General features: G+C 59.4%; 22 protein-coding genes. 15 read left to right on the forward strand and 7 right to left on the reverse strand.

Going from position 1 to position 23,543, the window contains the following annotated elements; all coding sequences use genetic code 11:
- Window positions 1-381: 381 nt before the first annotated feature.
- Window positions 382-1,086: a FadR/GntR family transcriptional regulator gene (locus NG900_RS07020; RefSeq protein ID WP_252678499.1), complete on the reverse strand. Its 705-nt coding sequence runs from the start codon at window positions 1,084-1,086 to the stop codon at window positions 382-384.
- Window positions 1,087-1,251: 165 nt separating this feature from the next.
- Here NG900_RS07020 and NG900_RS07025 point away from each other — a divergent pair, with 165 nt between their 5' ends.
- The 4 genes from NG900_RS07025 (at window position 1,252) to NG900_RS07040 (ending at window position 5,303) form a co-directional block, all read left to right on the forward strand.
- Window positions 1,252-2,130: a fumarylacetoacetate hydrolase family protein gene (locus tag NG900_RS07025; RefSeq protein WP_252678502.1), complete on the forward strand. Its 879-nt coding sequence runs from the start codon at window positions 1,252-1,254 to the stop codon at window positions 2,128-2,130.
- On the forward strand, window positions 2,130-2,912 hold the full coding sequence (locus tag NG900_RS07030; protein ID WP_252679813.1) for an alpha/beta fold hydrolase: 783 nt from the start codon (window positions 2,130-2,132) through the stop codon (window positions 2,910-2,912). Before NG900_RS07025 ends, NG900_RS07030 begins: the two co-directional genes overlap by 1 nt.
- Window positions 2,913-2,936: 24 nt before the next feature.
- Entirely contained in the window at window positions 2,937-4,268 is a 1,332-nt protein-coding gene (locus tag NG900_RS07035; RefSeq protein ID WP_252678504.1) for a metal-dependent hydrolase family protein, read from the forward strand.
- A 252-nt stretch (window positions 4,269-4,520) separates the two neighbouring features.
- Window positions 4,521-5,303, forward strand: a complete 783-nt coding sequence (locus NG900_RS07040; RefSeq protein WP_252678506.1) for an outer membrane protein OmpK — start codon at window positions 4,521-4,523, stop codon at window positions 5,301-5,303.
- Between the two features lie 136 nt (window positions 5,304-5,439).
- Here the strand turns inward: NG900_RS07040 and NG900_RS07045 are convergent, their stop codons facing one another.
- Entirely contained in the window at window positions 5,440-5,640 is a 201-nt protein-coding gene (locus NG900_RS07045; RefSeq protein WP_252678508.1) for a hypothetical protein, read from the reverse strand.
- 511 nt (window positions 5,641-6,151) lie between these two features.
- A complete protein-coding gene (locus NG900_RS07050; protein WP_252678510.1) occupies window positions 6,152-7,228 on the reverse strand; it encodes a methyl-accepting chemotaxis protein in 1,077 nt (358 codons plus the stop codon).
- Window positions 7,229-7,534: 306 nt separating this feature from the next.
- Between NG900_RS07050 and NG900_RS07055 the strand changes: the two genes are divergently transcribed.
- Entirely contained in the window at window positions 7,535-8,014 is a 480-nt protein-coding gene (locus NG900_RS07055) for a GtrA family protein (protein ID WP_252678512.1), read from the forward strand.
- A gap of 591 nt (window positions 8,015-8,605) precedes the next feature.
- Here the strand turns inward: NG900_RS07055 and NG900_RS07060 are convergent.
- A complete protein-coding gene (locus NG900_RS07060) occupies window positions 8,606-8,896 on the reverse strand; it encodes an H-NS histone family protein (RefSeq protein WP_252678514.1) in 291 nt (96 codons plus the stop codon).
- A 352-nt stretch (window positions 8,897-9,248) separates the two neighbouring features.
- Entirely contained in the window at window positions 9,249-10,052 is an 804-nt protein-coding gene (locus NG900_RS07065) for a hypothetical protein (RefSeq protein ID WP_252678515.1), read from the reverse strand.
- 596 nt (window positions 10,053-10,648) lie between these two features.
- Here NG900_RS07065 and NG900_RS26725 point away from each other — a divergent pair.
- From NG900_RS26725 to NG900_RS07100, 7 genes are all read left to right on the forward strand, one after another.
- Window positions 10,649-10,969, forward strand: a complete 321-nt coding sequence (locus NG900_RS26725; RefSeq protein ID WP_420804130.1) for a hypothetical protein — start codon at window positions 10,649-10,651, stop codon at window positions 10,967-10,969.
- 1,331 nt (window positions 10,970-12,300) lie between these two features.
- A complete protein-coding gene (locus NG900_RS07075; protein WP_252678517.1) occupies window positions 12,301-13,320 on the forward strand; it encodes a ParM/StbA family protein in 1,020 nt (339 codons plus the stop codon).
- 976 nt (window positions 13,321-14,296) lie between these two features.
- Complete coding sequence (locus tag NG900_RS07080; RefSeq protein WP_252678518.1) at window positions 14,297-14,521, forward strand: hypothetical protein; 225 nt, start codon at window positions 14,297-14,299, stop codon at window positions 14,519-14,521.
- 8 nt (window positions 14,522-14,529) lie between these two features.
- The gene (locus NG900_RS07085; RefSeq protein ID WP_252678519.1) at window positions 14,530-15,450 is read left to right on the forward strand and encodes a site-specific integrase; all 921 of its coding nucleotides are present in this window, start codon (window positions 14,530-14,532) and stop codon (window positions 15,448-15,450) included.
- A gap of 55 nt (window positions 15,451-15,505) precedes the next feature.
- Complete coding sequence (locus NG900_RS07090; protein ID WP_252678521.1) at window positions 15,506-16,342, forward strand: hypothetical protein; 837 nt, start codon at window positions 15,506-15,508, stop codon at window positions 16,340-16,342.
- Window positions 16,343-16,359: 17 nt separating this feature from the next.
- Window positions 16,360-16,557, forward strand: coding sequence for a hypothetical protein (locus NG900_RS07095; RefSeq protein ID WP_252678523.1), 198 nt, complete (start codon window positions 16,360-16,362; stop codon window positions 16,555-16,557).
- Window positions 16,557-16,817, forward strand: coding sequence for a helix-turn-helix transcriptional regulator (locus NG900_RS07100; protein ID WP_252678525.1), 261 nt, complete (start codon window positions 16,557-16,559; stop codon window positions 16,815-16,817). The genes NG900_RS07095 and NG900_RS07100 overlap by 1 nt, the downstream gene beginning before the upstream one ends.
- Window positions 16,818-17,063: 246 nt before the next feature.
- On the opposite strand, the gene NG900_RS07105 is transcribed toward NG900_RS07100, so the two are convergent.
- Window positions 17,064-18,173: an enoyl-CoA hydratase/isomerase family protein gene (locus NG900_RS07105; protein ID WP_252678527.1), complete on the reverse strand. Its 1,110-nt coding sequence runs from the start codon at window positions 18,171-18,173 to the stop codon at window positions 17,064-17,066.
- A gap of 146 nt (window positions 18,174-18,319) precedes the next feature.
- Between NG900_RS07105 and NG900_RS07110 the strand changes: the two genes are divergently transcribed.
- Entirely contained in the window at window positions 18,320-19,234 is a 915-nt protein-coding gene (locus NG900_RS07110; RefSeq protein ID WP_252678529.1) for a sterol desaturase family protein, read from the forward strand.
- A gap of 62 nt (window positions 19,235-19,296) precedes the next feature.
- Here NG900_RS07110 and typA read toward each other — a convergent pair whose 3' ends face one another.
- The gene (gene typA / locus NG900_RS07115) at window positions 19,297-21,117 is read right to left on the reverse strand and encodes a translational GTPase TypA (protein WP_252678536.1); all 1,821 of its coding nucleotides are present in this window, start codon (window positions 21,115-21,117) and stop codon (window positions 19,297-19,299) included.
- A 249-nt stretch (window positions 21,118-21,366) separates the two neighbouring features.
- On the opposite strand from typA, the gene NG900_RS07120 reads away from it, so the two are divergent.
- Entirely contained in the window at window positions 21,367-21,888 is a 522-nt protein-coding gene (locus NG900_RS07120; protein ID WP_252678538.1) for a MarR family winged helix-turn-helix transcriptional regulator, read from the forward strand.
- A 64-nt stretch (window positions 21,889-21,952) separates the two neighbouring features.
- The gene (locus NG900_RS07125) at window positions 21,953-23,509 is read left to right on the forward strand and encodes an AdeC/AdeK/OprM family multidrug efflux complex outer membrane factor (protein ID WP_252678540.1); all 1,557 of its coding nucleotides are present in this window, start codon (window positions 21,953-21,955) and stop codon (window positions 23,507-23,509) included.
- Window positions 23,510-23,543: the final 34 nt, after the last annotated feature.

Consider the following 23,543-nt stretch of genomic DNA (forward strand, 5'->3'; position numbering starts at 1 on the left):
GCGCAGCCGGGGCAGTCGAAGCCGTCGGGCTGGTTGGCCGACAGCATCGTCTTGGCGCCCTTGGCCGCGATGCCTTGCGACAGCAATTGATGTGCAACGCTTTTAAGCGCGCCCCAGCCACCGGCCGGATGACGGTAGAACTCGATCTTCTGGTGCTTCATGTGAAAGCTCCGAATCGGAAGTTGGAGGGACGCTACGCGCGGCCGTCACTCCTGATTCTGGAAGTCATCGCGGTAGCAGGCTGTCAAAGCGACCGAGCGGAGGCGTCGTGCCGCCGAATTACGCTTTGAAGCTGTACAGGCTTAGCCAATGGCCATCGTTGCAAGCCGCCCAGGAATTCGAGGAGACTGGCATATACCGTTAGCCGCGTCTCGGGTGATGTCATCTGCTAAACAGATTTTTCTGAATTTGGACCAGATGGTCCTCCATCAAGCGCCTAGCCGTGGCCTCATCACGGTCCTTGAGCGCTTCCACGAGTGCGCGGTGTTGGTGCTCATATGTTTTGCGACGCTCCGGTGTGAGCGAGCGCTGCTTCAGTCGCCCCCACTCTCCCTGTTCGCGGATACGGGTCGCGAGTTCAAGAATCTGCTGGAAAAACGAGTTGTGTGTTGCTACAGCAAGTGCCTCGTGTAGCGCGCCATCCCAGTGCTCAAACTCTTCAACGGTCTGTGCCGCTTCAGAGCGCTCCAAACATTCGTCCATCCGAGCGAAATCGCGTGATGTTCCAAACTGGACTATCAACGATGGCATCAAAGGTTCAATCAAAAGCCGCGCCTGCATAAGCTCGGCGGGACTTGTGATTCCAATGTCGCGCTTAGCGTCAGCCTGCGCAGATTCAGGCTGCGGCACGGCAGCAACAAACGTCCCGCTCCCCACGGTCTGAGTAATCAACCCGCGATTTTTCAGTTCGCCGAGCACGCGGCGCACTGCTCCTCGTGACGCGTTGAATTGCTCACTCAGTTCGCGCTCTGCTGGCAGCTTGTATCCCACTGCGAGCCGGCCGCTGCTGATTTCCTCGATCAAGTAGCGCGCCAGGGCCTTTGCCCCATCGGCGCGAACCGCTTGCTCAACATCGATTTCACTCACAAGGCCTCCCTCTGAGGTAGCGAACTCGTTACCCAGTAGATCGCATTGTATCGATGATGAACCAATTGGTAAAGATAATTTAACCGAAACCCTTGCATTGGTCCCAATGCGGTACTACATTTTCGTGGAATCGAACCAATCTGATCGAGATACAACGAGGACAAAATGAAGTTTGCAACCCTGAACACACCTGAAGGTAAGCTTGTCGCCCTGGTAAACACTGAGTCTGCGCAGTTTTGGCCTGTTTCGAGCCTCATTCCAGGTTTTGATGGCGACATGGTCCAATTGGTCCATGTTTTTCATGAGATCAAGGACCGACTCACACCGACCGGCGCAGGTAAGCCGCTCGATGCTGCGACCGTTCTTGCACCAATTGACCAGCCCCGCCGCAACATCTTCTGCGTGGGCAAGAACTATCACGAGCACGCCAAGGAATTTTCGATCTCAGGCTTTGACAGCAGCGCCAAGGAGGGCGAACACGCTCCCGAAGCGCCGGTCCTGTTCACGAAGCCGGCGTCGACCATCATCGGGCCGAACGTCAAAGTTCCGAACCACGCAGGTGTGACGAGCCAACTGGACTACGAGGCAGAGCTGGCCGTGATCATTGGTACGGGCGGGCGGGGGATCAAAAAGGCTGACGCGTACAAGCACGTCATCGGCTACACGATCGTCAACGACTTTACCGCCCGCGACCTTCAGAAGACGCACCGTCAATGGTTCCTTGGTAAGTCGCTCGACGGCTTCTGCCCGATGGGACCGTATCTGGTCACCGCAGACGAGGTAGATGTCGAGCACCTGGACATCAAGTGCTGGATCAACGGCGAGCTTCGCCAGAACTCGAATACGGGCCAGCTCATCTTTGACATCCCCACCCTGATCGAGACCATCTCGGCCGGCATCGAACTGCAGCCTGGTGATGTGATTGCTACCGGCACACCCGCAGGTGTTGGTATCGGCTTCACGCCGCCGAAGTTTCTCCAATCCGGCGACGTCATGCGTATCGACATCGACGGTCTGGGGACTCTGACCAACGAGGTTCAATGATGGCGACTACTGTTGTCCGCAACATCGCAGTGGAGGTCACCGGCGAAGGGACGCCCGTACTCTGCATTCACGGGCTCGGCGGGTCGTCCAATACCTGGACGCCGGTGCTCTCCGCGTTTGACGGGTTCAGCGTCCTACGTATTGATCTGCCTGGAAGCGCGCGGTCGGCGCTTCGCCCCGAAGCCCTCTCGATCGAACAGTACGTTGCTTCGGTTGTTGAGGTGCTGGGCGAGATGGGCATCGAGGCGGTCCACGTTGTCGCCCATAGCTTGGGAACAATCGTCGCCCAGCATTTTGCGGCCACATATCCGCAGCGGGTCAGCAGCTTGGCTCTATTTGGCCCGCTTACCAACCCTCCGGAGCAAGCCCGTTCGGCCATCCGTGCGCGCGCTGAGCTTGCGCGCCAAGGGCTTGCAGGCATGCAGCAGATTGCAGATGCAATCGTCTCAGGCGCGACCAGTCGAGAGACCAAAGCGACTCAGCCAGCCGTACTGGCGCTGATTCGCGAGAGCGTCATGCGTCAAGGCAGCGAAGGATACGCGCAGAGTTGTGAAGCATTGGCAAGCGCGCAATCCGCACAGATCGAATCGATCAACGTACCCGCGCTGCTCGTGACTGGCGACCAAGACGGCGTTGCGCCCGAGGCAGCGGTCAAAGCCATGGCAGGACGAATCCACGGAGCATCCGTTCACGTACTCCCTGGCTGCGGGCACTGGATGACTTTCGAGAAGCCGACTGAATGCATCCAGCTTCTTGAGCAGTTCTACCAAAATTTCAAGTAAAGCGACAACACGGAGGAGACACCAATGACAAAAACTGTATTCAACAACGTTACGATTTTTGACGGTTCCGGTGCGGCCCCTTTTCAGGGCTCGGTTCTGGTCGATGGGGCGCGCATTGCGCAGATCGCACGTGATGGCAGCGACATCGAAGTAGCGGACGCGCGCACATTCGATGGTCGCGGTCGCTTCTTGATGCCCGGGATGACCGAGGCACACACCCACTTTTCGTGGAATGACCAGCCGACGCTGTCGGCGATTCAGTTCATGCCTCCCGAGGAACACATCCTCTGGTGCGTCCGGGTGGCCAAGCGATACCTGGATATGGGCTGGACCTCTGCGATTGGGGCAGCAGCGGCCAAAGCGCGCCTGGACGTTGTACTGCGTAACTCTATCAACGCTGGCGACTTTCCTGGCCCTCGCTACCTTGCAGGCAGCCAAGAGCTGACGACCATTGGGGGCCTTGGGGACAATACGCTTCCGCATCTCCCGTTCGAAGAACTGAGTTTCGGCACGGTGTGCACTGGGCCCGAGGAGATTCGGCGCGCCGCTCGGATGTTCATCAAGTACGGCGTCGACCATCTGAAGATCAATCTTTCCGGCGAGTACATCGCAGGGATTCCTGCGGAGCTGTCACCATTCTCCGAAGAGGAGATCGCAATGCTCGCGGCAGAAGCCAAGCGCAACGGCAAGCGCGTTGCTGCCCACGCGCGCTCGAGCGAGTCGGTCAAGCAATGCGTTCGGCACGGCCTCGAGATGATTTACCACGCTAGCTTTGCCGATGAAGAGGCGCTCGATATGCTGGAGGCAAACAAGGACAAGCACTTTGTTGCTCCAGGGATCGGCTGGCTGGTTCGCACCTGCTTCAATGCTTCGGACTATGGTGTGACGCCGGAAATCGCCGAGAAGATGGGCTATAAGCGCGAGCTCGAAGTCGCAGCGCAGACGCTTTCCAAGATGCACAAGCGTGGCATTAGGATTCTGCCTGGGGGCGACTACGGTTTCGCCTGGATGCCTCACGGCACGAACGCAAACGACCTTCAGTATTTTGTTGACTACATTGGCATGACGCCGACTGAAGCGCTTGTAGCAGCAACAAAGCTGGGCGGCCAAATCATGATGCGACCGGACGAGCTTGGTCTGCTGCGTGAAGGCTTCATTGCCGACCTGGTGTTGGTCGACGGCAACCCTCTCGAGAATCTGAGCATTCTCACGAACCCCGATCGTATCGCGTTGGTGATGAAGGAAGGCGTCATTCACAAGGAGTGCAAGGACATTCGTCCGCCTAGCGCTGCACTCCATATTGCCGACGACAATCGACCGTTTGTCGATGAGGGTGTGCGTAAAGCAATGCAGTGATTCGCACGCGCTGCCTGTAGACCTAGGCCTTAGTTGGCCCGTGGTCTGATCCTCGCGCCGACCACTACAGGCCAGGTTCCTGATCAATGGAGGTCTTGGATTCGGTAGTCCTTTGACTATCGAGTCCCCTCTGTTGTCAGCGAAAACGAAGCGTTTTCACAAACAACAGTACGCACCTTTCCATCTGGCCTTCAGGCTGGATGAGGGCCGCTTTTTGCCGTCCAAATATGAAGTTATCTGGAGGAGACAACCGTGAAATATCGACACACCCTAACGTGTGCTGCAGCAATTGGGCTTACAGGAGCATTGCCAACCGCCGCGCATTGTGCTGATTTCGCTGTGAACAGTTTCAGCGTTCTTGGTACAACACAAGCCAAGCCCGACGCGATCTACGGCTACGGCACCGGAAATGAAAAGCTGCTGACGTACCAGTTCGAACACTTTAGCGGGCACAGCTGGGGGGACGTGTATTTTGACGCTGAGGTCTATCACGGCCGAGATGTCGGATCACCGTTCGTAACAGGCCACAGCATCCAGAACCTCCTGGTGCTGAATCCGCGACTCTCGTTGGGAAAGATAACAGGCAAAGATCTTTCCTTCGGACCCGTCACCGATGTCTCTCTGATTTCACGTTGGGAGGCCGGAAGCTATCCAAATGACAATCCCTATCGATCCCAGAACTATGGGGTATCGCTGAACTTCGATGTGCCAGGCTTTTCGTACTTCGAGTCCGGGCTCCTCTATCGGAACACGAACTTCGACAAACGCACGTGGCTGTGGCGGTCCGTGCTGATGTCTAAGCCGGTCGAAGTCTTTTCGCAGAAATTGCACTTCAACTTGCTGTCACTTGTCAGCGGCAGTCAGAACAACGGGACCGAAGTGTTCGAGCGTGGGGAAATGCTCTGGGAGGTTGGCGGGAAAGCAGCCTATCAGCTTGGCCTGCGCCTGGAGTATGAAACATATAAGAACGATCCCATCAAGGGCGGCAGGTACCAGCGTTGGCTGCCGATGCTGATGTTCAAATACACGCTGTAGTTAAGAGGCACCTTGGTTGGACCGACTGTGCTGCCCTATAAAGGATGAGGGAAGTCAAAGCGGACTCTAGGCGTCGGAGGTGCTGATGCGCCTCCGCGCCTCTATGGATCCTCCAAGAGTTCCTATGAGTCACGGCTTAGTGCGCGGCCGCAAGGCCATTGAGGCCGACCTGTGAACCGCTGACGCAGAATCCGGCAAGGAACACCACGGGGCCGAGGACCATCGGCATGGTGTAAAGCCGCAGAAACAGCCGCAGTGTTTCGAACTCGTGGAATCCGGAAAGGTGCTGGTCTCCGGCATACTGCTGTATGCGACCAAGGATCAGGCGCTCATTCATGATGGGAAAGGTGCCGCAGTTTGGCCGCTTGAGAAGCGGGAACTTGTGCCCTATCACCCCAAGGAGCAAGCCGAAGTTGGAGCACAGGGAACACCGGCTACCGCCGTCAAACCTCACTCGCCCTAACAGAACCATCCGCTATGGGGCGGCTTCGTTTAGTGAGAGCCAGCGCTTCGGCGAGAAAAACCGCCGCTTACCGCCATATTTGCCGCCGGCGCAAATGTGGCGCTTATCACACTTAATCAAGCACTCGTGGACGAGATGTTCCTGGTTTCCATCAACAGCGCTGGTGCGCTCAACAGGGCCCATCAGAAAGTTCCAAATTCAATGACCTAGGCCCCGGATAGTTCCAAATTAAGTGAACCAAGAGTTCCAAGTTCGCTGAACCGTTCCGCTGAGAATGGCGCCATATCGGGCTCTGCGGTTCAAGATTGAGTGAATCTCGACACCTGCCCCGGGGGCTCGTCAGCCTTCGCTCGGGCATCGAACTCCTGGTTTGGACAACGCCCTGTCAACGATTTTTCATGCTCATTGCCGGGAGCCCCGACACCTGTTCAGGCTTCTGTACGATTACGCCGTACCAGCCTAGGCCCGGATAGGTCTCATAGCCAAGGGTACGCGCGAAGGCGACCTGGGTGCCATCCGACATTTCATAGCAGCCAGTCGGTGCATTGCCTGCCTTCAATGGAAATATCTCGCTTAAGAGGCCCTTGCCATCCGAAGCCGCAATCACTCGGTAGCCGGAGTCGAGCAGCAGGCAGCGCGTACGCTGCCAATCTTCGGCGGAGACCCGCACGCTCTTGACCACCGTCTCTGCCTGGGGTGCCCAGTTGAAGAACACGGCAAGCACGCCGAGCGGTGCACCGTCGGCCCGACCCTCTTCGCGAATGGCGGTGGCATAGGTGGCTACGCTGGCGTTTTGAAGCATCCGCGAGACAGTGATGTCGTGTGCCACATACGCTTCACCCGACGCGGTTGCCAATGCACGCCTGAACCAATCCACACCTGACACGACCCGGCCACGCACCCCAGGGTACGTTTGCGGCCGGCCGTTGGCAATCACCCGGCCCTCGGCGTCGATGACCCACAGATCCAGGTACACCGTGTAGCTGTTGAGGATGATGCCAAGCCGCTTGCTGGCGAATGCAGCCACATCGCCGTCGGGGCGGCTCACTGCTTCGACAATGGCGGCGTCGGTCGCCCACCACCGCACGTCGCAGGAGCGCTCATAGAGATTGCGGTCGACGATGTCGATCATGTTGAGCGCCATGTCCGTCAGGCGCTGGCCTTGTTGGCCGCGCATTTTCTGGATCATGGCATCGCCCAACTGCGTCAGCTCGACGATCGAGCCGGCCAGTTCGGTCGTCAGCTCACCGGTGATGCCAGCAATGCGTTCCGACACTTGCTTGACCTGATTCGCTACGACGCTGAAGCTGCGGCCCGTTTCGCCGGCACGTGCGGCTTCGATCAGCGCATTCAGCGCGAGGAACTTGGTTTCACGGTTAATTTCGGCAATACCCGCAATCTTGTGGTCTGCGATGCGACCAACATGGTGTGACAACTCGACGATGCGCTCTGCGCTTGCCATTGGATAACGCCCCCATGCGTTGGGCTACTGCACGAGCCGTACAGGAGCTGGATGTGATTGTTGTCGGGGGGACATGCGAGATATGTGCCAACGCGAGGCGGCATAAGGTATCGAGGTCGGCTGCACGGTTACCGAGCACTCCAGGCGATGCGATGCATCACCAACGTGCATGGTGCATTGCTTGCGCGCACCGTCCTGCCGTCGTTGGGCCGCGTTGTTGTACGCGCTGCACCGTCTCAGGCCGCGTGCATTCCCTGGTATGGGAATTGCAAGATGCGACCACCGAATCCGGGAACAGGAGCGCGCATGAAAACCCCTCGGCAGCCTCTTCGTGCCATGGTGGAGCAGTTTGTCCGCTATATCGGATTCGGCAGCGGTGCGACGCTGGTGCACTACGCCAGCCTATTCGCACTGGTGCATGCCGATGTGCCGGCCTGGCGCGCTTCGGTCATCAGTAACACGATCGGTGCAGGGCTTTACTACGTGATCAGCCGGCGCGCGGTTTTTCAGACCAGCCTCGGCCACGTGAACGCCATGATTCGCTTCGCCGTGGTGGCGGTCATGGCGGTGGGATGCAATGCCGCCATCATGGCGGTCGCCCTGCGGTTAGGCCTGTACTACCTGGTTGCCCAGATGTGTGCCTCAGCCCTGTCGGCCACGCTCGCCTTCCTGGCGCACCGGTACTGGACCTTCCGCGATGACGCGATGGTCAGCACGACACTGCCTTCCTCACCGATGACGGCGCTCAGCGACCCTCTCGAGCACTTTGAAGCCCTATCACTATGATTCTGGCGATGCTGCGTGGCGTTGCCGTTTTCCAGTACCGTCTGCGGTGACGCGTTCCGCTAGGGATGGTGTTCAGAACCCAATTTCACCGCACTGAGTCATCAACGTAGAGCCAATGCAGTGCAAACGGTGCGGCGCCTGACTCGAACGCAACGCCGCGCTCCGCATGAAGGCTCCGGTTGCCCGCCCGCTCAGGCAACTTTTTCGCTCACGCCGTGGCCTCGCGCATTAGCCGCCCATGCATCATCCACAGATTGCTCAGGGCGAACAGCGTATGCAATAGACGTTCCCGTGTGAACCGCCACGACTCCGGGATCGCATCGACAGTACCGGTCGCCCGCACTTCGTCGTTCAGACGTGTGTATGCGCGACTGTTTGGTTCCCCTCTACAACGGGATATCTCAGCATTGCGAGTTTCGCGGCCTCGCCCGTGAGGTTGTGAGAGAGTTGGGGCAATCGTTATTTTGGGCACCCCAGTTCCACCCTTGAGCGGTCCATCACGCCCCTCAGCTAACCGGCTGCTTCTAGCTGCGAACAGTCGGTCAATTTCAGGGCATGGCCTCCTGTCACTAGGCGATGGTTATAGCTGAATCACGCGATCAAGAACTTGTCACGGTTTTTGCCGATCCATGCCGGAGCACGACCACGACCGGACCATGTGGCGCCAGTTTTCGGATCTTGATACTTCGGTGCCACGGTCGTCTTCTTCTTGGTAGCGCGACCAGGCTTCGACGCGAGACCAATGTCTTCTGCTGTCAGACCGTACTCTTCCACGACTTGGCGGACCTGCTGGATCACCGTCTCAAGCTCTTTAACGCGAGCGCTCTCAAGTTGCTCTTCCAGCTTTGCCTTCTGTGCCAGAAGTTCCTTGTATGTGGCCATTTCCGATCCTTATCAGGGTTTTGGAAATCGGATCATAACTGAGATGAGGGGCCCTCATCAAAAACGTTACCGCAACCGTTCCATTGGCTCTATGCACAGGCAGGATGGTAAAGCCCGCCAAGTCATACCGAATGACGAATGCTCACTACTAAGCTAATCGAAGGAGTGCGAACACCGAGGCCATTGCGACTCTCTATGTATGCGGCTCAGTCGAGAAGGCAGACCCTGTGAGTTGAACCCTGAAATCCGCCACAGGAACTGCCAATATTGACTCGCGGCACCGAGTAAAAATGCGCGCCCTGTTAGGTGCGCACGTACCCCAAATCGCAAAAGCTGGGGACCTCACCTTGCCTTACAGCTCTGCCCGATAAAAAGCAGAGCCGTCCAACTCACTAACGCTTACGAGATCGTTCGTGCTACCAAACAGCAATTGGGCCACATCCAGCTGAACTTCAAGCTCGTGCAGAACTTTTCGTCCGAACCTCTTTCCGCTCTCCGAAATAGCCTCCCTCTTGATAATGATCGGAAACGTGCACTCTTCAGTGATCCCGTGCCTTTCACAGCGATTCCGGAACTCCATCAGCATGGCGACCGTTGCTTTCCCGATTGCTTTTGCCCACATGCGACTCAGCCCTCGATCACGCATCTCCGGAACGATGAAATCGGAACCCAGCTCAACATGTACCGCCGGGATCCCTTGTTCGAAAATCTGATCGATCCGTAGCTCTACAGTACAGAACCCGATCTCTACATTCTGGTCGCACAACACGAAGCAGTGCCGTTGGCTTGCTGACATTCCAAGCCCGGCTACGTGGTGGACGGACGTCTCAGGCCACGCTCCCGGCCTTGCCAGCAAGTCGTTCGTAGAAGACGACCTCCCATCGAAATACGTTATTGGGTCATTCACGTCTGACACGCGAGCCTTTTCGTGAAGCGATCGGATCACGGCGGGCAATGTCTTTGACGGGTGACCGTTCGCGTAGACCACCATGGTCGCCTCGCCCAGGTAATTCAACTGCACAAACACAGGGCACCCCGTCACCCCTTCGATCAAAAACGGTTCAGACAATGCTTTGGCGACAGCCTTCGCCAGCGGCGACAGCGTAATCACCTCGCTGTCACTACCAACGTCAACCGAACTATCATGCTGCAACATAGGAAATCCTCCCGCCCGCCAACAACATTGGCAGATAAAAGAGCAGGCTAAGCCTTAAAGAGCTAATGCCGGCATACCAAAGGGATACGCTTGTGGATACAAGCGCGCAACGCGATCAATGGAAAACTCGTGGCTTCGATTGCGGACTGACCGAAACCGATCGCAACGTAACGGACAGATTCAGGCTGGGATATGGCCGGCGACACTCACCGATCCCACCATTTCAGGATTGGGGACTCGCCAATTTGTCAACACGCAGCAGGTCTGGAAAACCTCGTCGTGGACAAAGCTTTTATAGGAACCAAGCTCAAGCTTGGGCGCAGCGCACAGGCGTTGTACACGCCGCGCCTCTCTAGTGCTCGTATTTGCTGGTGCTTGTGGGTGAAAGCCAGGTGGAGAAACTAGATCGAAGTTGGCCTAGCGATACGGCCCACGACGACGATCAGCGAAACCTCTGGATCGCTTCACAAGACAGCAAGATCTGAATTGATGTACATGCCGAACCGTGACGACTGCACGGTGGATGCTGAGATTTATCAAGGCTCAATCAGCCTGATAAATATTGACTCGACGACGGATCGGTCGAGAAGTGAATCATGCCGCTTATGCACGGCTACTTAAACAGTAGCACGGCATTTGACGGTAAAGCAAGCTTGGCAGAGAAATATCATGCAAATTTCCCCAGGGCACCAAGCCTGAAAGCGAAAATACCTTGGCCCACCCTTCCGGCAGGGGGTCGCAATATCATTCCCTACACCACGCGACTGATCGAGGCCGACATCGAGCCCTCGGTCGGCGGCCGCCACAACAGTTGCGTCAACGCGTTGGCACAAACCATCGGAGGGCTGTATGACAATACGGCTGTGTCAGGGCGACTGCTCTGCCTGCCTGGATTGTCGAAAACCGTTTTCACATAAGGCTTTCAAGACCAGCCGTCTTGCGCCACAGCCTCGCTTATATGCAACGATTCGGGCGGCACTTCAATCCGACTCCAGCTTCCTGTGCTAGACACCATGCGCTGCGGAGTAGCGCTGAAGCTCAACCCAAAGATCGGAGCCCGTGATTGAATGCCTCTCTGCGTGGAAAAGCGGTATATGACCGACGCACATAAATGCCCCGCGTGTCGCCTCAGGCCTCTAACGATCTGCGTTTTCCGGCACCAAGCGAATTCGCCTCAAGCCTCCCGCCGCCTCGACAGCATGAGCGTTGCGCCATGAGCTCACAAAGCGCCATCTAAACGCCACTTAAATCTTGTCGATTTAAGAATCCCTGCTTTTCAGACCACCAAGTGCCGCCAATGCGCCACTTGTCTATAGCCTCGGAAGCGCTACAAAGCATCGCCACAACCGGGCTTGTGCTCTGAGGGCGTCGGTCAGTTCCATATGTATGGATCGTGCGACCACAAGAGAAACGGCTGTGTCAGGGTCAGTCGGCAAAGCGAGTCTCGCCTCAAACTCAAGCCCCACAAGCCTTTAGGCGCTCCAGCCGTCGAAAAACGAAATCGTTAAACGCAACGAACGTGAAGATCGCCCGATCCCAGACTTGTCAGTAGCCCCTCATCAAGTCGAAATTGTCTTTCGGCGGCACTTGCCTAGTCGACCACATTGCCTTATGCTGAAAACTAGAAAAACCGCCGGTATGCCGGCATGAAGTTGATCGACTGCTCAGTTGATCGACACCCAGGCTTAACGGGCGCCCTACCTAGAGTGCCCCCTAAAGCTAGGAACATCCAGACAACCTGGACGCGCCGATAGCACGTCGCAAGAATGTGCTGATCGCCGGGAAATTGCGGTCACCCTGCTGTGATGCATCCCGCCGGCGCCGAGCTCGACTCGAGTGATGTCGGCAACGACACTCACCAAGAAGCCCCGCTACCCGCAATTTCGACCCCGCGCCGTCCGGCGCGTTCGGGCCCTCAGATGCGTTGCCTTCTGGCCGCGCTCAAGAAATCCCGCGCAATCCTCATCCAATCGAGTCTTCGCACGCAGGCCGCGCGCTCGCGAACGACGAAGAAAAAAGCAGCATGGCGGCAAGTCGCGTTCCCGCGGGAACACGCACGGCCTCGAGCCGATCATCTTTCAAAGTAGCGCAGGACAGCACAGATCAACTTGCATCGCGCACAAGCGCCTGCAACATACAGATCGACAACACGAAGGTTTTGTGTTTGCAGGCGAACCAATGACTTAGGTTGGGGCGCAGATCAATTTACAGACTAGCTCAGGCATTTCATAACCCATCGGAGGAGCCCATGCGTACCGACCCTAGCTTCACAAATCGATCGACGACCCTCGGCGTGGACGTCGGTTACTCCTTCACCAAATATGCGTTCATGCGCGACGGAAAAATCACCACTGGGAGCATGCCGTCGGTTGCACGCCGCGTCACCGAAACCACCTTTGAGTCCAGTCTTGAAGCCGTCGGCGCACGTGAAGCCGATCTACAGATCGAAGTCAATGGCATGAAGTATCTGGTGGACACCACTGACGCCGAGGTTGTCCCATCAAGCATCATCCGGACCGAGACCGATGATTTCCCAACGTCGAACGAATACTATGCCCTGCTCGGCTCTACCCTCGTTCGTTGTCAACAAAGGTACATCGACGAGCTGGTGCTGGGGCTTCCTTTGCCAACGTACCAAATGCACGCACGGGGCTTGATCGAGAAATTCCGTGGTAGCCACGACTTTGGTCGTCACGGAACCTTCACTATCCGCAACGTTTCGGTTCTCCCTCAGCCGTTGGGAGCTTATGTATTTTTGCGGTCGACACACCCGCAGGCATTTTCCGGTGATACGTCGTGCTGCATCGTTGATTCGGGCTGGAATACGACCGACACCTTCGTATCTTCATCCAGCTTCAAGGTCGACCGAGCGCGTTGCGGCGGCTTGCAAGGCGGAGCAGCGATCGTGCTGCGAGAGATCGCAGCGCTGCTACAGCGCAAACATAAGGGCCGGTTCAGCAACTTGGACCGCATCGATCGGGCGATCGTAACCAACAAGCCGCTGATGCATAACGGTGAAGCGATCGACCTTCAACCGTTCCTTAACTCCGCGCTGCACGTCACGATCCCGATCGTGCGGTCAGTTTTGACCACCATCAAGACACGAGAGGATTTAACTGTGTTTGCGGCGGGTGGCGCGGCGCACTACTACTTGCGGGCGCTTCGTGAGACGCTCGGCGGTGAAATTAATGTCGTCGAGCAGCCTCGCTTCGCAAACGCGGTTGGCTTTCTACTCGCCGGCGAGGCCGCACTTAAGGGGAAACGATGACATTGCTGAAAGGCAGATTCACGGTGCACGAAGTGGAGGATGCCCATATAGCCGAAGTCCTCGCACTCGAGCCGTCCCCTCGCCGACGTTCGCGCTTGCTTGTCCGATATGCCAACCTTGGCCGCATGCTGGAGAAGATGCGATTGGCCGAAGGAGACGGCATTGGCACACGCTTGCGACCGGCTCTCGCGGTCAGTGAGGCCCCGCCGTCCCAGCAGCCTACCGTAATCACTGACTTGGGGGATGCATTCTTCGCGAATGCTCTCTCTGACTTCATGTCCCCGCGAGTCGAAGGCGATTAGAGCAATACCAAAGACAACATGGGGGTTCGGCTGCGTGGTGATTCTCCGTTTCCATAGAGTGGAGTGCTCCGATTCAGCTGTGATCCAATCGCCCATATCGTTGTCCTTTATATTGCTGTGGCTTAAAGGCAACGCGAGTACGGCTACTTCACGTTGGTCTAAAGTCGGTGTAGTATGTTTTTACGCCGCACATGCGGCATGAGCCCTTCGGGCACCTGTAATCAATCGACTCCAACTTGGAGTTGTAATCCATTCAAGCAAGCGTTTCCTGCGCCTTGAAGAAACGTACCTCCCGCCATTCGCTTGGCACCGGTGCGTTTACCATCGACTGAAAATCCAGCCTGACTGACACCCTGCGCCCAGCGGCGGCGCGTTCTTGTGTCCGTTTGCGCCCGTCGAACCTGTTCCGCCCGCAGCACGTGCGAATCCGCAATGCCGATACGGTTTGCGACTCGCCTCGGCGACCCGCGCTTCCGAAATCTGTAGCTATCAATCAGGTCGGGGCACCGCCCCCTCGAAAGGCCTTCGCCACGTCGCGCCCCTGGTCCGGGTACGCCTCGCATCAACCCGCAAAGCTTTCTGACCCGTCGCCCGCTTCGGGCGACGGCAGCGTATTGCTGCGCGGGTTGCATTCGCCCTTCCGAATGCGAGATTTGTCGTACGGAGGACCTGCCATGTCCACTCGCAATAAACACTCAAAACTCGATCGGCCCGAGGTCGTCGCGTTTCTGCGCCGTTGCACTGTTGCACGGCTGAGCGCAGCAGATAAGGGGGCGTACTCGCTCCAGAACCTCGCGAACAGAATTGAGGAGCATTTCCACATCAAGGCAAACAAGTCGACTATCCATCGATTCCTTAAAGTCCTTGGAATCAATTTCGCGTGGGAGAAGGTCAAATGACACGGGCAATGAGAGCCTATTCTCCCCAGGAATTGGCGCGCAAGCTGGTCTCAGCTGTCGTCGCACTGGGAAAAACAAAGAGTTCGCTCGGTGCGCTCGTCGACCATGTCATCCTGTCTGTCGGAACGGCCCGCAGCTTCGAGCAATGCGTACGTGAGTTCCTCACGTGGCGTCTTGGCGGCGGCACAGCGACTGGCGCGCCCGTCACTCGCGCCGAACTTGAACAATACCTGGTGCAAGAAAGTCAGCGCTGGCGCCAAAAAACTCTGGGCCAGCACCGGCAGGCGCTCAGTCTTTTGTTCTGCGTAACGTTGCCGAATCTCGACGCGGAGATTCCAACGTTCACCATTGGACGCGCATACACGCGCGAAGAGATGGAGCAGATTGCTCGCTGTCAATCGAAGCGCAACGCCCTCGGGACACGGATCGCGTTCAGCTGTGGCTTGCGTGCGAGCGAGCTGATTGAACTGCGCGAAGCACATGAACTTGACCCCGAATCGAATCGCCCATGGCGCCACGATTTATTCCTGGGATTACCAGAAGGCTTCATTTACCGAACGACCGGCAAGGGGGGATTGGCGCGCAGCGTTTGGATCCCACGCGAATTGCACGAGCAGCTACAGCTGCGCCGGCTTGAGACTCCAGCATCAGTAGTGGATCGCAAGGTGCATCGACTGCGGGTCTTTGATATAGGCGGCGGACACAGCCTCTCTGAGTCCTTTTCTTCTGCGAGTATCCGGACGCTCGGTTTCTCGCTGGGGCTACACGGACTGCGTCACTCCCACGCACAGCATCGCCTTGAAGTTCTCCTGAGGATGGACCTGGATCCGCTGGATTGCCTGGAAATCGTCAGCCAGGAACTCGGTCATCTCCGGCCCGACATCAGCCTCGCATACACGCCGCGGAGGAAAAGTGCCGCCCAAAACTAATCGCCCCGCTGGTATGCGTGTCCGCCGCAAGCGAGACGGCACATCCACCTTTTATATGCTCCGTCCCGAAGGGCAGAAGCTCATCCTGGGCAACGACTTTGGCGTCGCCTGCTCTCGGTGGGTCGACGAGCAACACACACGAGTGCGGCAATCTCGCCCTGCTACTGCACTCGCATTGCTTGATGCGTTCGAACAATGCTCTCTGCCATTGCTCGACACACACGCAACTGCGCACAGAAGCAGCGAACTGGCGATTCTTCGAGAGTACTTCACCGACCGCGGCAATCCGCGCCTCGAAGCAATCGACGGCGAGGTTGACTTCCTGACATGGTACGGAGCGGCCAATCACGCAAGTTTGGCAGATGCAGTGATCCGACTTTTCCGCTTTGTGTGGAAGTTCTCTCAGCAGCTCGAAATCAGCAATGATGCCTGCCCCTGGAAATCATTCGATCTCAGCAAAGCCCGGCTTCAGCTCGAGGCCGTTGACGTTGTTTATGGTTTCGCGTCGGTGCCGCTAAAAGATCTGCTCGGCGAACTTCTTGCCAAAGCGGCAACAACGATTGTCGAGCAGGATCACGATCCCAGCGAGTCAAAGATCATGCAGGTTCAGCTAAAACAGGCGGTATCGCTTGCGGTTACTAGGCTGCGTAGTTGTGGGAGGCTCGATTTGGTGTCCGCAGTGTACCAACTCACAGTCGACGATCTGATCGCACTGCGCGGGTCGCCTACCGTCGCGCTGGCTCGTCCGTCGGGTCGCATTCTGCTAGACCATCGGCGCAAAGAGGCTCTGGCCTCGCTGCGGTCCGAAGCTAAATCTACTCACGCCGCGCAACAAGCGTGTGTGGCGTCGCACCCTGCTACGTTCGGGAGAGCGAAATGTCCCACGGTCTAATTTCTGAACAAGAACCCATGGCTGACATCGTAGACATCGCCCCAAACCGCGCCGCACGCGAGGCACCCTGCCTGCTCGCCGCCAGCCACCGCCCGGCTGGTCCGCTGGCAAACGGCAAGTACCACCACTGCGACGAGCCTGTCGAGCCTGGCATGCGCTGGCACCCCCGCGTGGAGTGCCGTGACTCGTGGCATAAGAAACAGGGGCGTCGTTGATGAAGTCGAGCCTGTTCCTTCTCGCCGCCCAGTTTGACGGCCGCGTCCTCTTGACGTTGAACGAGGTGTGCGACGCCATCGCTATCCAGAAGCAGACCGCCTACAACCGGCTGTCGACCGGCACCTTCCCGATTCCCATGCGCAAGGAAGGACGCAACCTCGTTGGCGACATTCGGGACGTGGCCGACTACCTAGACTCGCAGCGTGCGGCAGCCAAGCACGAGCACGAGAAGCTGCAACAGGCGATGGCACCGTACTGATCGCCAGTGCACGATTGGACAAACACGAAGGGGCTACGGCCCCTTTTTTGCTATTTCTCGTTGCTATGAATTTGCTACAGCAACCGTAGAAAATGCCAGCAAACCCCCGCCGTTAAGCCAAACACATATTTACTTCGCACCAGTCCATCATCGGTGCGACGGACAGGCGACGTGGGTTCGGCGTGGGGCGTTCAGCGGTCACAGCAAAATCAACGATTCAAAATCCAGAGGCGCAGTTTACCGGTTCTAGTCCGACAGCCCCAGCAGCGGATGCTGCTCCCGACGCCACGGTGAGACAAAGAACGCGGCCACTTCATCGGCGCGCACGGCGTCGACGCTGGCGTGCTTCCACTTGGGTGCGTGGTCCTTGTCGACGGCCAGCGCGCGGATGCCTTCGATGCCATCGCCCTCGGCAAACACGTGGGTCATCATGTCCAGCTCGCGGCGCAGTTCGTCAGCCAGCGTGGTGTGGCGGCCGCGGCGGATCAGCTCCAGCGTCACTGCCATCATCAGCGGCGAGCGCTTGGCCATGTGTGCGGCGGTCTGTGCGGCCCACTCGGCATCGGTACTGCCGGCGAGGTCGGCCAGGATGCCTTGCACGGTGTCGTGGCTGAAGCAGGCGTCAATGGCCTCACGGTGCGGGATGACGATCGCCTTGGCGGCATCCGGCGACGATGCGGCATCCGTGAAGCACGCGGCGATCTGCTCGGCGCTGCCCCAGCTGCCATCGCGCAGGCGCTGCACAACGGCGGTGAGCGTTTCGGTCGTGACATGGCAATCGGCGAGGCCAACCGACAGCGCATCCGCCGCCTCGATCATCTGCCCCGTCACGCCCAGGTATTCGCCCACATGGCCCGGCACGCGCGCCAGAAACCAGCCGCCACCCACGTCCGGAAACAGGCCGATGTTGGTTTCGGGCATCGCCATCTTCGTGCGCTCGGTCACCACGCGCAGCGATGCGCCCTGCGAGATGCCCATGCCGCCGCCCATCACCACGCCGTCCATCAGCGCGATGTAGGGCTTGGCGTATTGGAAGATCAGGTGGTTGAGGCGGTATTCCTCGGTGAAGAAGGTGATGAGCTGCGGGTCACCCGCGGTGGCGGCACGGTGAAAGAACCGGATGTCGCCGCCTGCGCACAGGGCCTTGCCGCCCTCGCCGCGCAGGATAACGGCGTGAACTTCGGGATCATGCTGCCAGGCCAGTAGCGCATGCGACATCGCGCGGATCATCTCCAGCGACAGCGCATTAAGCGCCTGCGGCCGGTTCAGCGTCAGCCAGCCGATGCCGCCGCGTACTTCGGCAATCACGTTGGGTTGGACTTCGGCCTGGGGCGCAGTGGAAGCGGTGGATTGCATGTCTCTGATGTTGTTGTGGGAATCACGGGTCGCACTGTACACGACACACTTCTTAAGCGAGGAAGGGCTCTAGCCCGCCCCCTTTCGCAGCGCGGGTGTTGGGCGTATATCTGCCGGTTGGAGACAACACACATCACAACAATCCAATGACCCCTGCCAACGGCGCCCCGGGCGCGTCCACTTTCGATCCTGGCCTGATCCTGCTGGCCTTTGCGCCGGTCTTCCTGCTGACCATCGGCGCGGAGGCCTGGTACTGGCGCAAGCGCGATCCATCTGTCTACAGCCTCAAGGACACCGTTTCAAACGCCTGCCTCGCGCTGATGCACCAGGCGTCCGACGCGTTCTTCCTGTGGCTGATGATCAAGACGGTCTACGCGTGGACATACAACCATGGCCTGCGCGCCGTGCCCGAAACTTGGTGGTCGTTCGCGCTGCTGCTGTTGCTGCAGGATTTTCTGTACTACTTCTTCCACCGCGCCAGCCACCGCGTGCGCTGGATGTGGGCCTCGCACGTGACGCACCATTCGTCGGAAGGAATGAATTTTTCGACCGCCTTCCGCCAGAGCCTGACCTATCCGATTTCCGGGATGTGGCTGTTCTGGATTCCGCTTGCGTGGATCGGTTTCACGGCCGACTGGGTGATTCTGGCAGTGGGCCTGAATCTGGCGTTCCAGTTCTTCGTGCACACGCGGCTGGGTGCGCTGGATTCGCGCTACGCAGGTTTCTGGCGCTGGCTTGGGCAATACGTCAACACGCCTTCCGTGCACCGCGTGCACCACGCCAAGAACCCGCAGTACATCGACCGCAACTACGCCGGCGTGCTGACCATCTGGGACCGCATGTTCGGCAGCTTTGTCCCCGAGGAAGACGCGCCGGTCTTCGGCATCACGCGGCAGGTCCGCACGCATAACCCGATCACCCTCACCTTCCACGAATGGCGCGACATGTGGGCCGATGTGGTGCGCGATCGCGATCTGCGCTACCTGTGGAAGCCGCCCGAGTGGCGCAGCCCGCGCGCTACCTTGACAGCCGAGCACGGCCACATTGGCTCTCCCTCCTAGGCATTGCTAAAAAAAAACGCCCCGAAACCTCGGGGCGTTCTTGTTGGCAGATCGGCTGGCGATCAGACCGCTTCTTCACGCGATGCGCGCTTGCGCTCGTGTTCCTTCAGGTGACGCTTGCGCAGGCGGATGCTCTTCGGCGTGACTTCCACCAGTTCGTCGTCGGCGATGAATTCCACCGCGTATTCCAGCGACATCTGGATCGGCGGCACCAGGCGCACCGCTTCGTCGGTGCCGGAAGCCCGCACGTTGGTCAGCTGCTTGCCCTTGATCGGGTTGACGACCAGGTCGTTGTCGCGGCTGTGGATGCCGATGATCATGCCTTCGTACAGCGCATCGCCGGGCGACACGAACATGCGGCCGCGGTCCTGCAGCTTCCACAGTGCGTAGGCCACGGCAGCGCCGTCGTCCTGCGAGATCAGCACGCCGTTGTGGCGCTCGCCCAAATCGCCTTCCTTGACCGGGGAGTAGTCGTCGAAGATGTGGCTGATCAGGCCGGTGCCGCGCGTGAGCGTCAGGAATTCGCCCTGGAAGCCGATCAGGCCACGGGCCGGGATACGGTATTCCAGACGCGTGCGGCCCTTGCCGTCCGACGCCATGTCGAGCAGTTCGCCCTTGCGGCGGCCCAGCTCTTCCATCACGCCGCCCTGGTGGCCGTCTTCCACGTCCACGGTCAGGCGCTCGAACGGCTCGCACTTCACGCCGTCGATTTCCTTGAACACCACGCGCGGGCGCGACACGGCCAGTTCGTAGCCTTCGCGGCGCATGTTTTCCACCAGAATCGTCAGGTGCAGTTCACCACGGCCCGACACTTCGAAGATCGTGTCATCGCCGGTGTCCTTCACGCGCAGCGCCACGTTGGACTTCAGCTCGCGGTCCAGACGGTCGCGCAGTTGGCGGCTCGTCACAAACTTGCCTTCGCGGCCAGCCAGCGGCGAGGTGTTGACGCAGAAGTTCATCGTCAGCGTCGGCTCGTCCACCTTCAGCATCGGCAGCGCGTCCTGGGCGTCCGGCGCGCACACGGTGCAGCCGATGCCCAGTTCTTCAATCCCGTTGATCAGCACGATGTCGCCGGCTTCGGCTTCCTGCACCAGCTCGCGCTCCAGGCCACGGAACTTCAGCACTTGGTTGACGCGGCCCTTGATCGGCGCGCCTTCCGGGCCGAACTTGACCACCACGTCCTGCAGCGGACGCACGCGGCCACGCGTGATGCGGCCCACACCGATCTTGCCGACGTAGCTGGAGTAGTCCAGCGAGATGATCTGCAGTTGGAACGGACCGTTCGGGTCGTCGTTACGCTGCGGCACCTTTTCGAGAATGGTCTCGAACAGCGGCTTCATGTCGCCGCTGCGCACGTCGTCGGTCAGGCCGGCATAGCCGTTCAGGCCCGAGGCGTACACCACCGGGAAGTCGAGCTGGTCGTCATTGGCGCCCAGCTTGTCGAACAGGTCGAAGGTCTGGTTGATCACCCACTCCGGACGCGCGCCCGGACGATCCACCTTGTTGATCACGACGATCGGCTTCAGGCCCAGGGCCAGCGCCTTGCGCGTCACGAAACGCGTTTGCGGCATCGGGCCTTCCACAGCATCGACCAGCAGCAGCACGCCGTCGACCATCGACAGCACACGCTCCACTTCACCGCCGAAGTCCGCGTGTCCCGGCGTGTCGACGATGTTGATGTGCGTGCCGTTGTATTCGACCGCGCAGTTCTTGGCCAGGATGGTGATGCCGCGCTCTTTTTCGATGTCGTTCGAGTCCATCACGCGTTCAGCAACTTGCTCGTTCTCGCGGAACGTGCCGGACTGGCGGAGGAGCTGGTCGACCAGCGTGGTTTTGCCGTGGTCAACGTGGGCAATGATGGCGATGTTGCGAAGCGCGCGCATGGGATGTGAACTCGAAAAGACGTGACACGAGCCGGGGACAGCACCAAAAACAGCTCGCGGAATAACCTGACATTCTAGCATGCTGCGATGCGCAATAGATGACGCTACCAAACGAAACCCTTGAGGGATGTTGCGAGAGCGATCAATGAATCACGAATTATTTCTAAAAACGAAATCAGCTATTCAGTACCTTGCTGTTTGCTGCGCCGATTCGTATATTTGTCCGGACAATGATTGTGCATACATAAGATGTCCGAACAGACAAGATCCGCCACTGAAGTCGGCACCTCCGGAGCGCTCTTCCGGGTGGAGGACTACCGCATGTGCGAAAGCGTGGGCTACCTCGTCGGGCGCACCAAGACAGCGCTGTCCATGGCGATCGAGCAGGAAGTCGCGCAGATGGATGTGACGCATTCCCAGGCCAGTTGCCTGGTACTGCTCGCCAACGGCCGCTGCCAGACCGCCACCGACCTCGGCCGTGAACTGAACACCGACATCGGCTCGCTCACCCGCATGCTCAGCCGCATGGAAAAGCGCGGCCTGATCGAGCGCGTGCGCAGCGAGTCCGACCGCCGCGTCGTCCACCTGGAGCTGACCGAAGCCGGCCGCGACCTGGCCGGCCGCATGCCAGCCATCTACACGCGCGTGCTGAACCGCTTCTTTGCCGGCTTCTCGCAAGACGAAGTCCAGACGCTGCGCGGCCTGCTGCGGCGCGTGCTCGACAACAGCTGCGCCGCCGAAGGCCAGCGCTTGCGCCCTGCTGAACACTGACGCCGCCTTGCCCGAGTTGCACCAAACGTTTCCGCTCTCCCGATCGCCTGACACTACAAACAACATGAACGCCTCGATCTCCGCCCCCCAGGCACTTGGCTCCCGCAGCCGCACCGGCGACAGCCGGGCGCAATGGCCGGCGCGCCTGGGCGTGGCGCTTTCCGCCATTGCACTGGCCGCATTGGCCGGCTGCGCCAACCTCGGCAATTCGCACAGCACGCAGACGCTGACTTCGCCCGAGCAACTGGCGAGCGCGCAAACGCTGCCGTCGCAAGGCGGCCAGTGGCCGTCGCAGAACTGGGTCGACCAGTTCAACGACCCGCAACTGCGCGCACTGGTGGACGAAGCGATCAAGGACAACCCGAACCTGCAGGTCGCCTTTGCCCGCGTGCGCGCCTCGCGTGCGATGGCCGACGTGGCGCGCGGCAATCTGTATCCGAGTGTCGGATTCGAGGCCGAGTCGACACGCCAGCGCCTGTCGGAGTACGACCTGTTTGAAGGCACGCCGCTGGCCGGCCGCTGGTTCACGGAATCGAAGATCCAGCTCGGCGTGAGCTATGACCTGGACTTCTGGGGCAAGAACCGCTCCGCGCTCGAAGCCGCCCTGTCCGATGACAAGGCGCTGGAAGCCGAAAGCCAGGCTGCGCGCCTGATGTTGTCCACCACGGTGGCCCGCACCTATGCCAAGCTGGCCGCGCTCTATGCGCAGCGCGACGTGGCCGAGCGCGCCATCACGCAGCGCAAGGATCTGACCTCGCTGGCCGGCCAACGCCTGCGCGCGGGGCTCGATACGCAAGTCGAAACCACGCAGGCCCGTGCCAATGTGGCCGCCGCACAAACCGAACTGGAACAGGTCGACGAGCAGATCACGCTGGCACGCAATCAGTTGGCTGCGCTGCTGGGCAAGGGGCCGGACCGCGGCCTCAGCATCACGCGCCCCACCCTGCTCGCACAACCTACGCCCAAGCTGCCGAACAACCTGACCATCGACCTGATCGGCCGTCGCCCGGACCTTGTGGCCGCGCGCTGGCGTGTCGAGGCCGCGTCGAAGGATATCGACGTGGCCAAGGCGGAGTTTCTGCCGGACATCAGCCTGACGGCGTTCCTGGGCCTGGCCTCGATTGCGCCGGAGAACCTGCTGCTCGGCGCGTCTCGCCAGCTTGGCATCGGCCCGGCGCTGAAGCTGCCGATCTTCCAGGGCGGCAAGCTGCGCGCCAACCTGCGCGGCAAGTACGCCGGCTATGACGCCGCCGTCGCCAGCTACAACCAGACGCTCACCGAAGCCCTGCACGACACCGCCGACCAGATCACCGCACTGCACAGCATCGATGCGCAGGTCGCCATCCAGCGCACCGCCTTGACGGAAGCCGAACGCGCCTACAGCCTGGCGCGCACGCGCTACAGCGCGGGCCTCGGCACGCAACTGGTCGTGCTGAACGCCGAGACGACCGTACTGCAGCAGCGCAAGCTCGCGACCGACCTGCAGGCGCGCCGTCTCGACGCCCAGATGGCCCTCATCAAGGCCCTGGGCGGCGGCTATACGGCCGAAGAGCTGCCGGGTGCCAAGCCTGAGCACGCGACCACCGGCGAGGCGACCCAGCCCGCGGCATCGCATAGCTGATCCGACGTGAATTGAATTGAACTGAACCGACCGT

Origin of the sequence: Ralstonia soli, assembly GCF_023955655.1 — a bacterium.
In the GTDB taxonomy this organism is placed as follows: Bacteria; Pseudomonadota; Gammaproteobacteria; order Burkholderiales; family Burkholderiaceae; genus Ralstonia; species Ralstonia soli.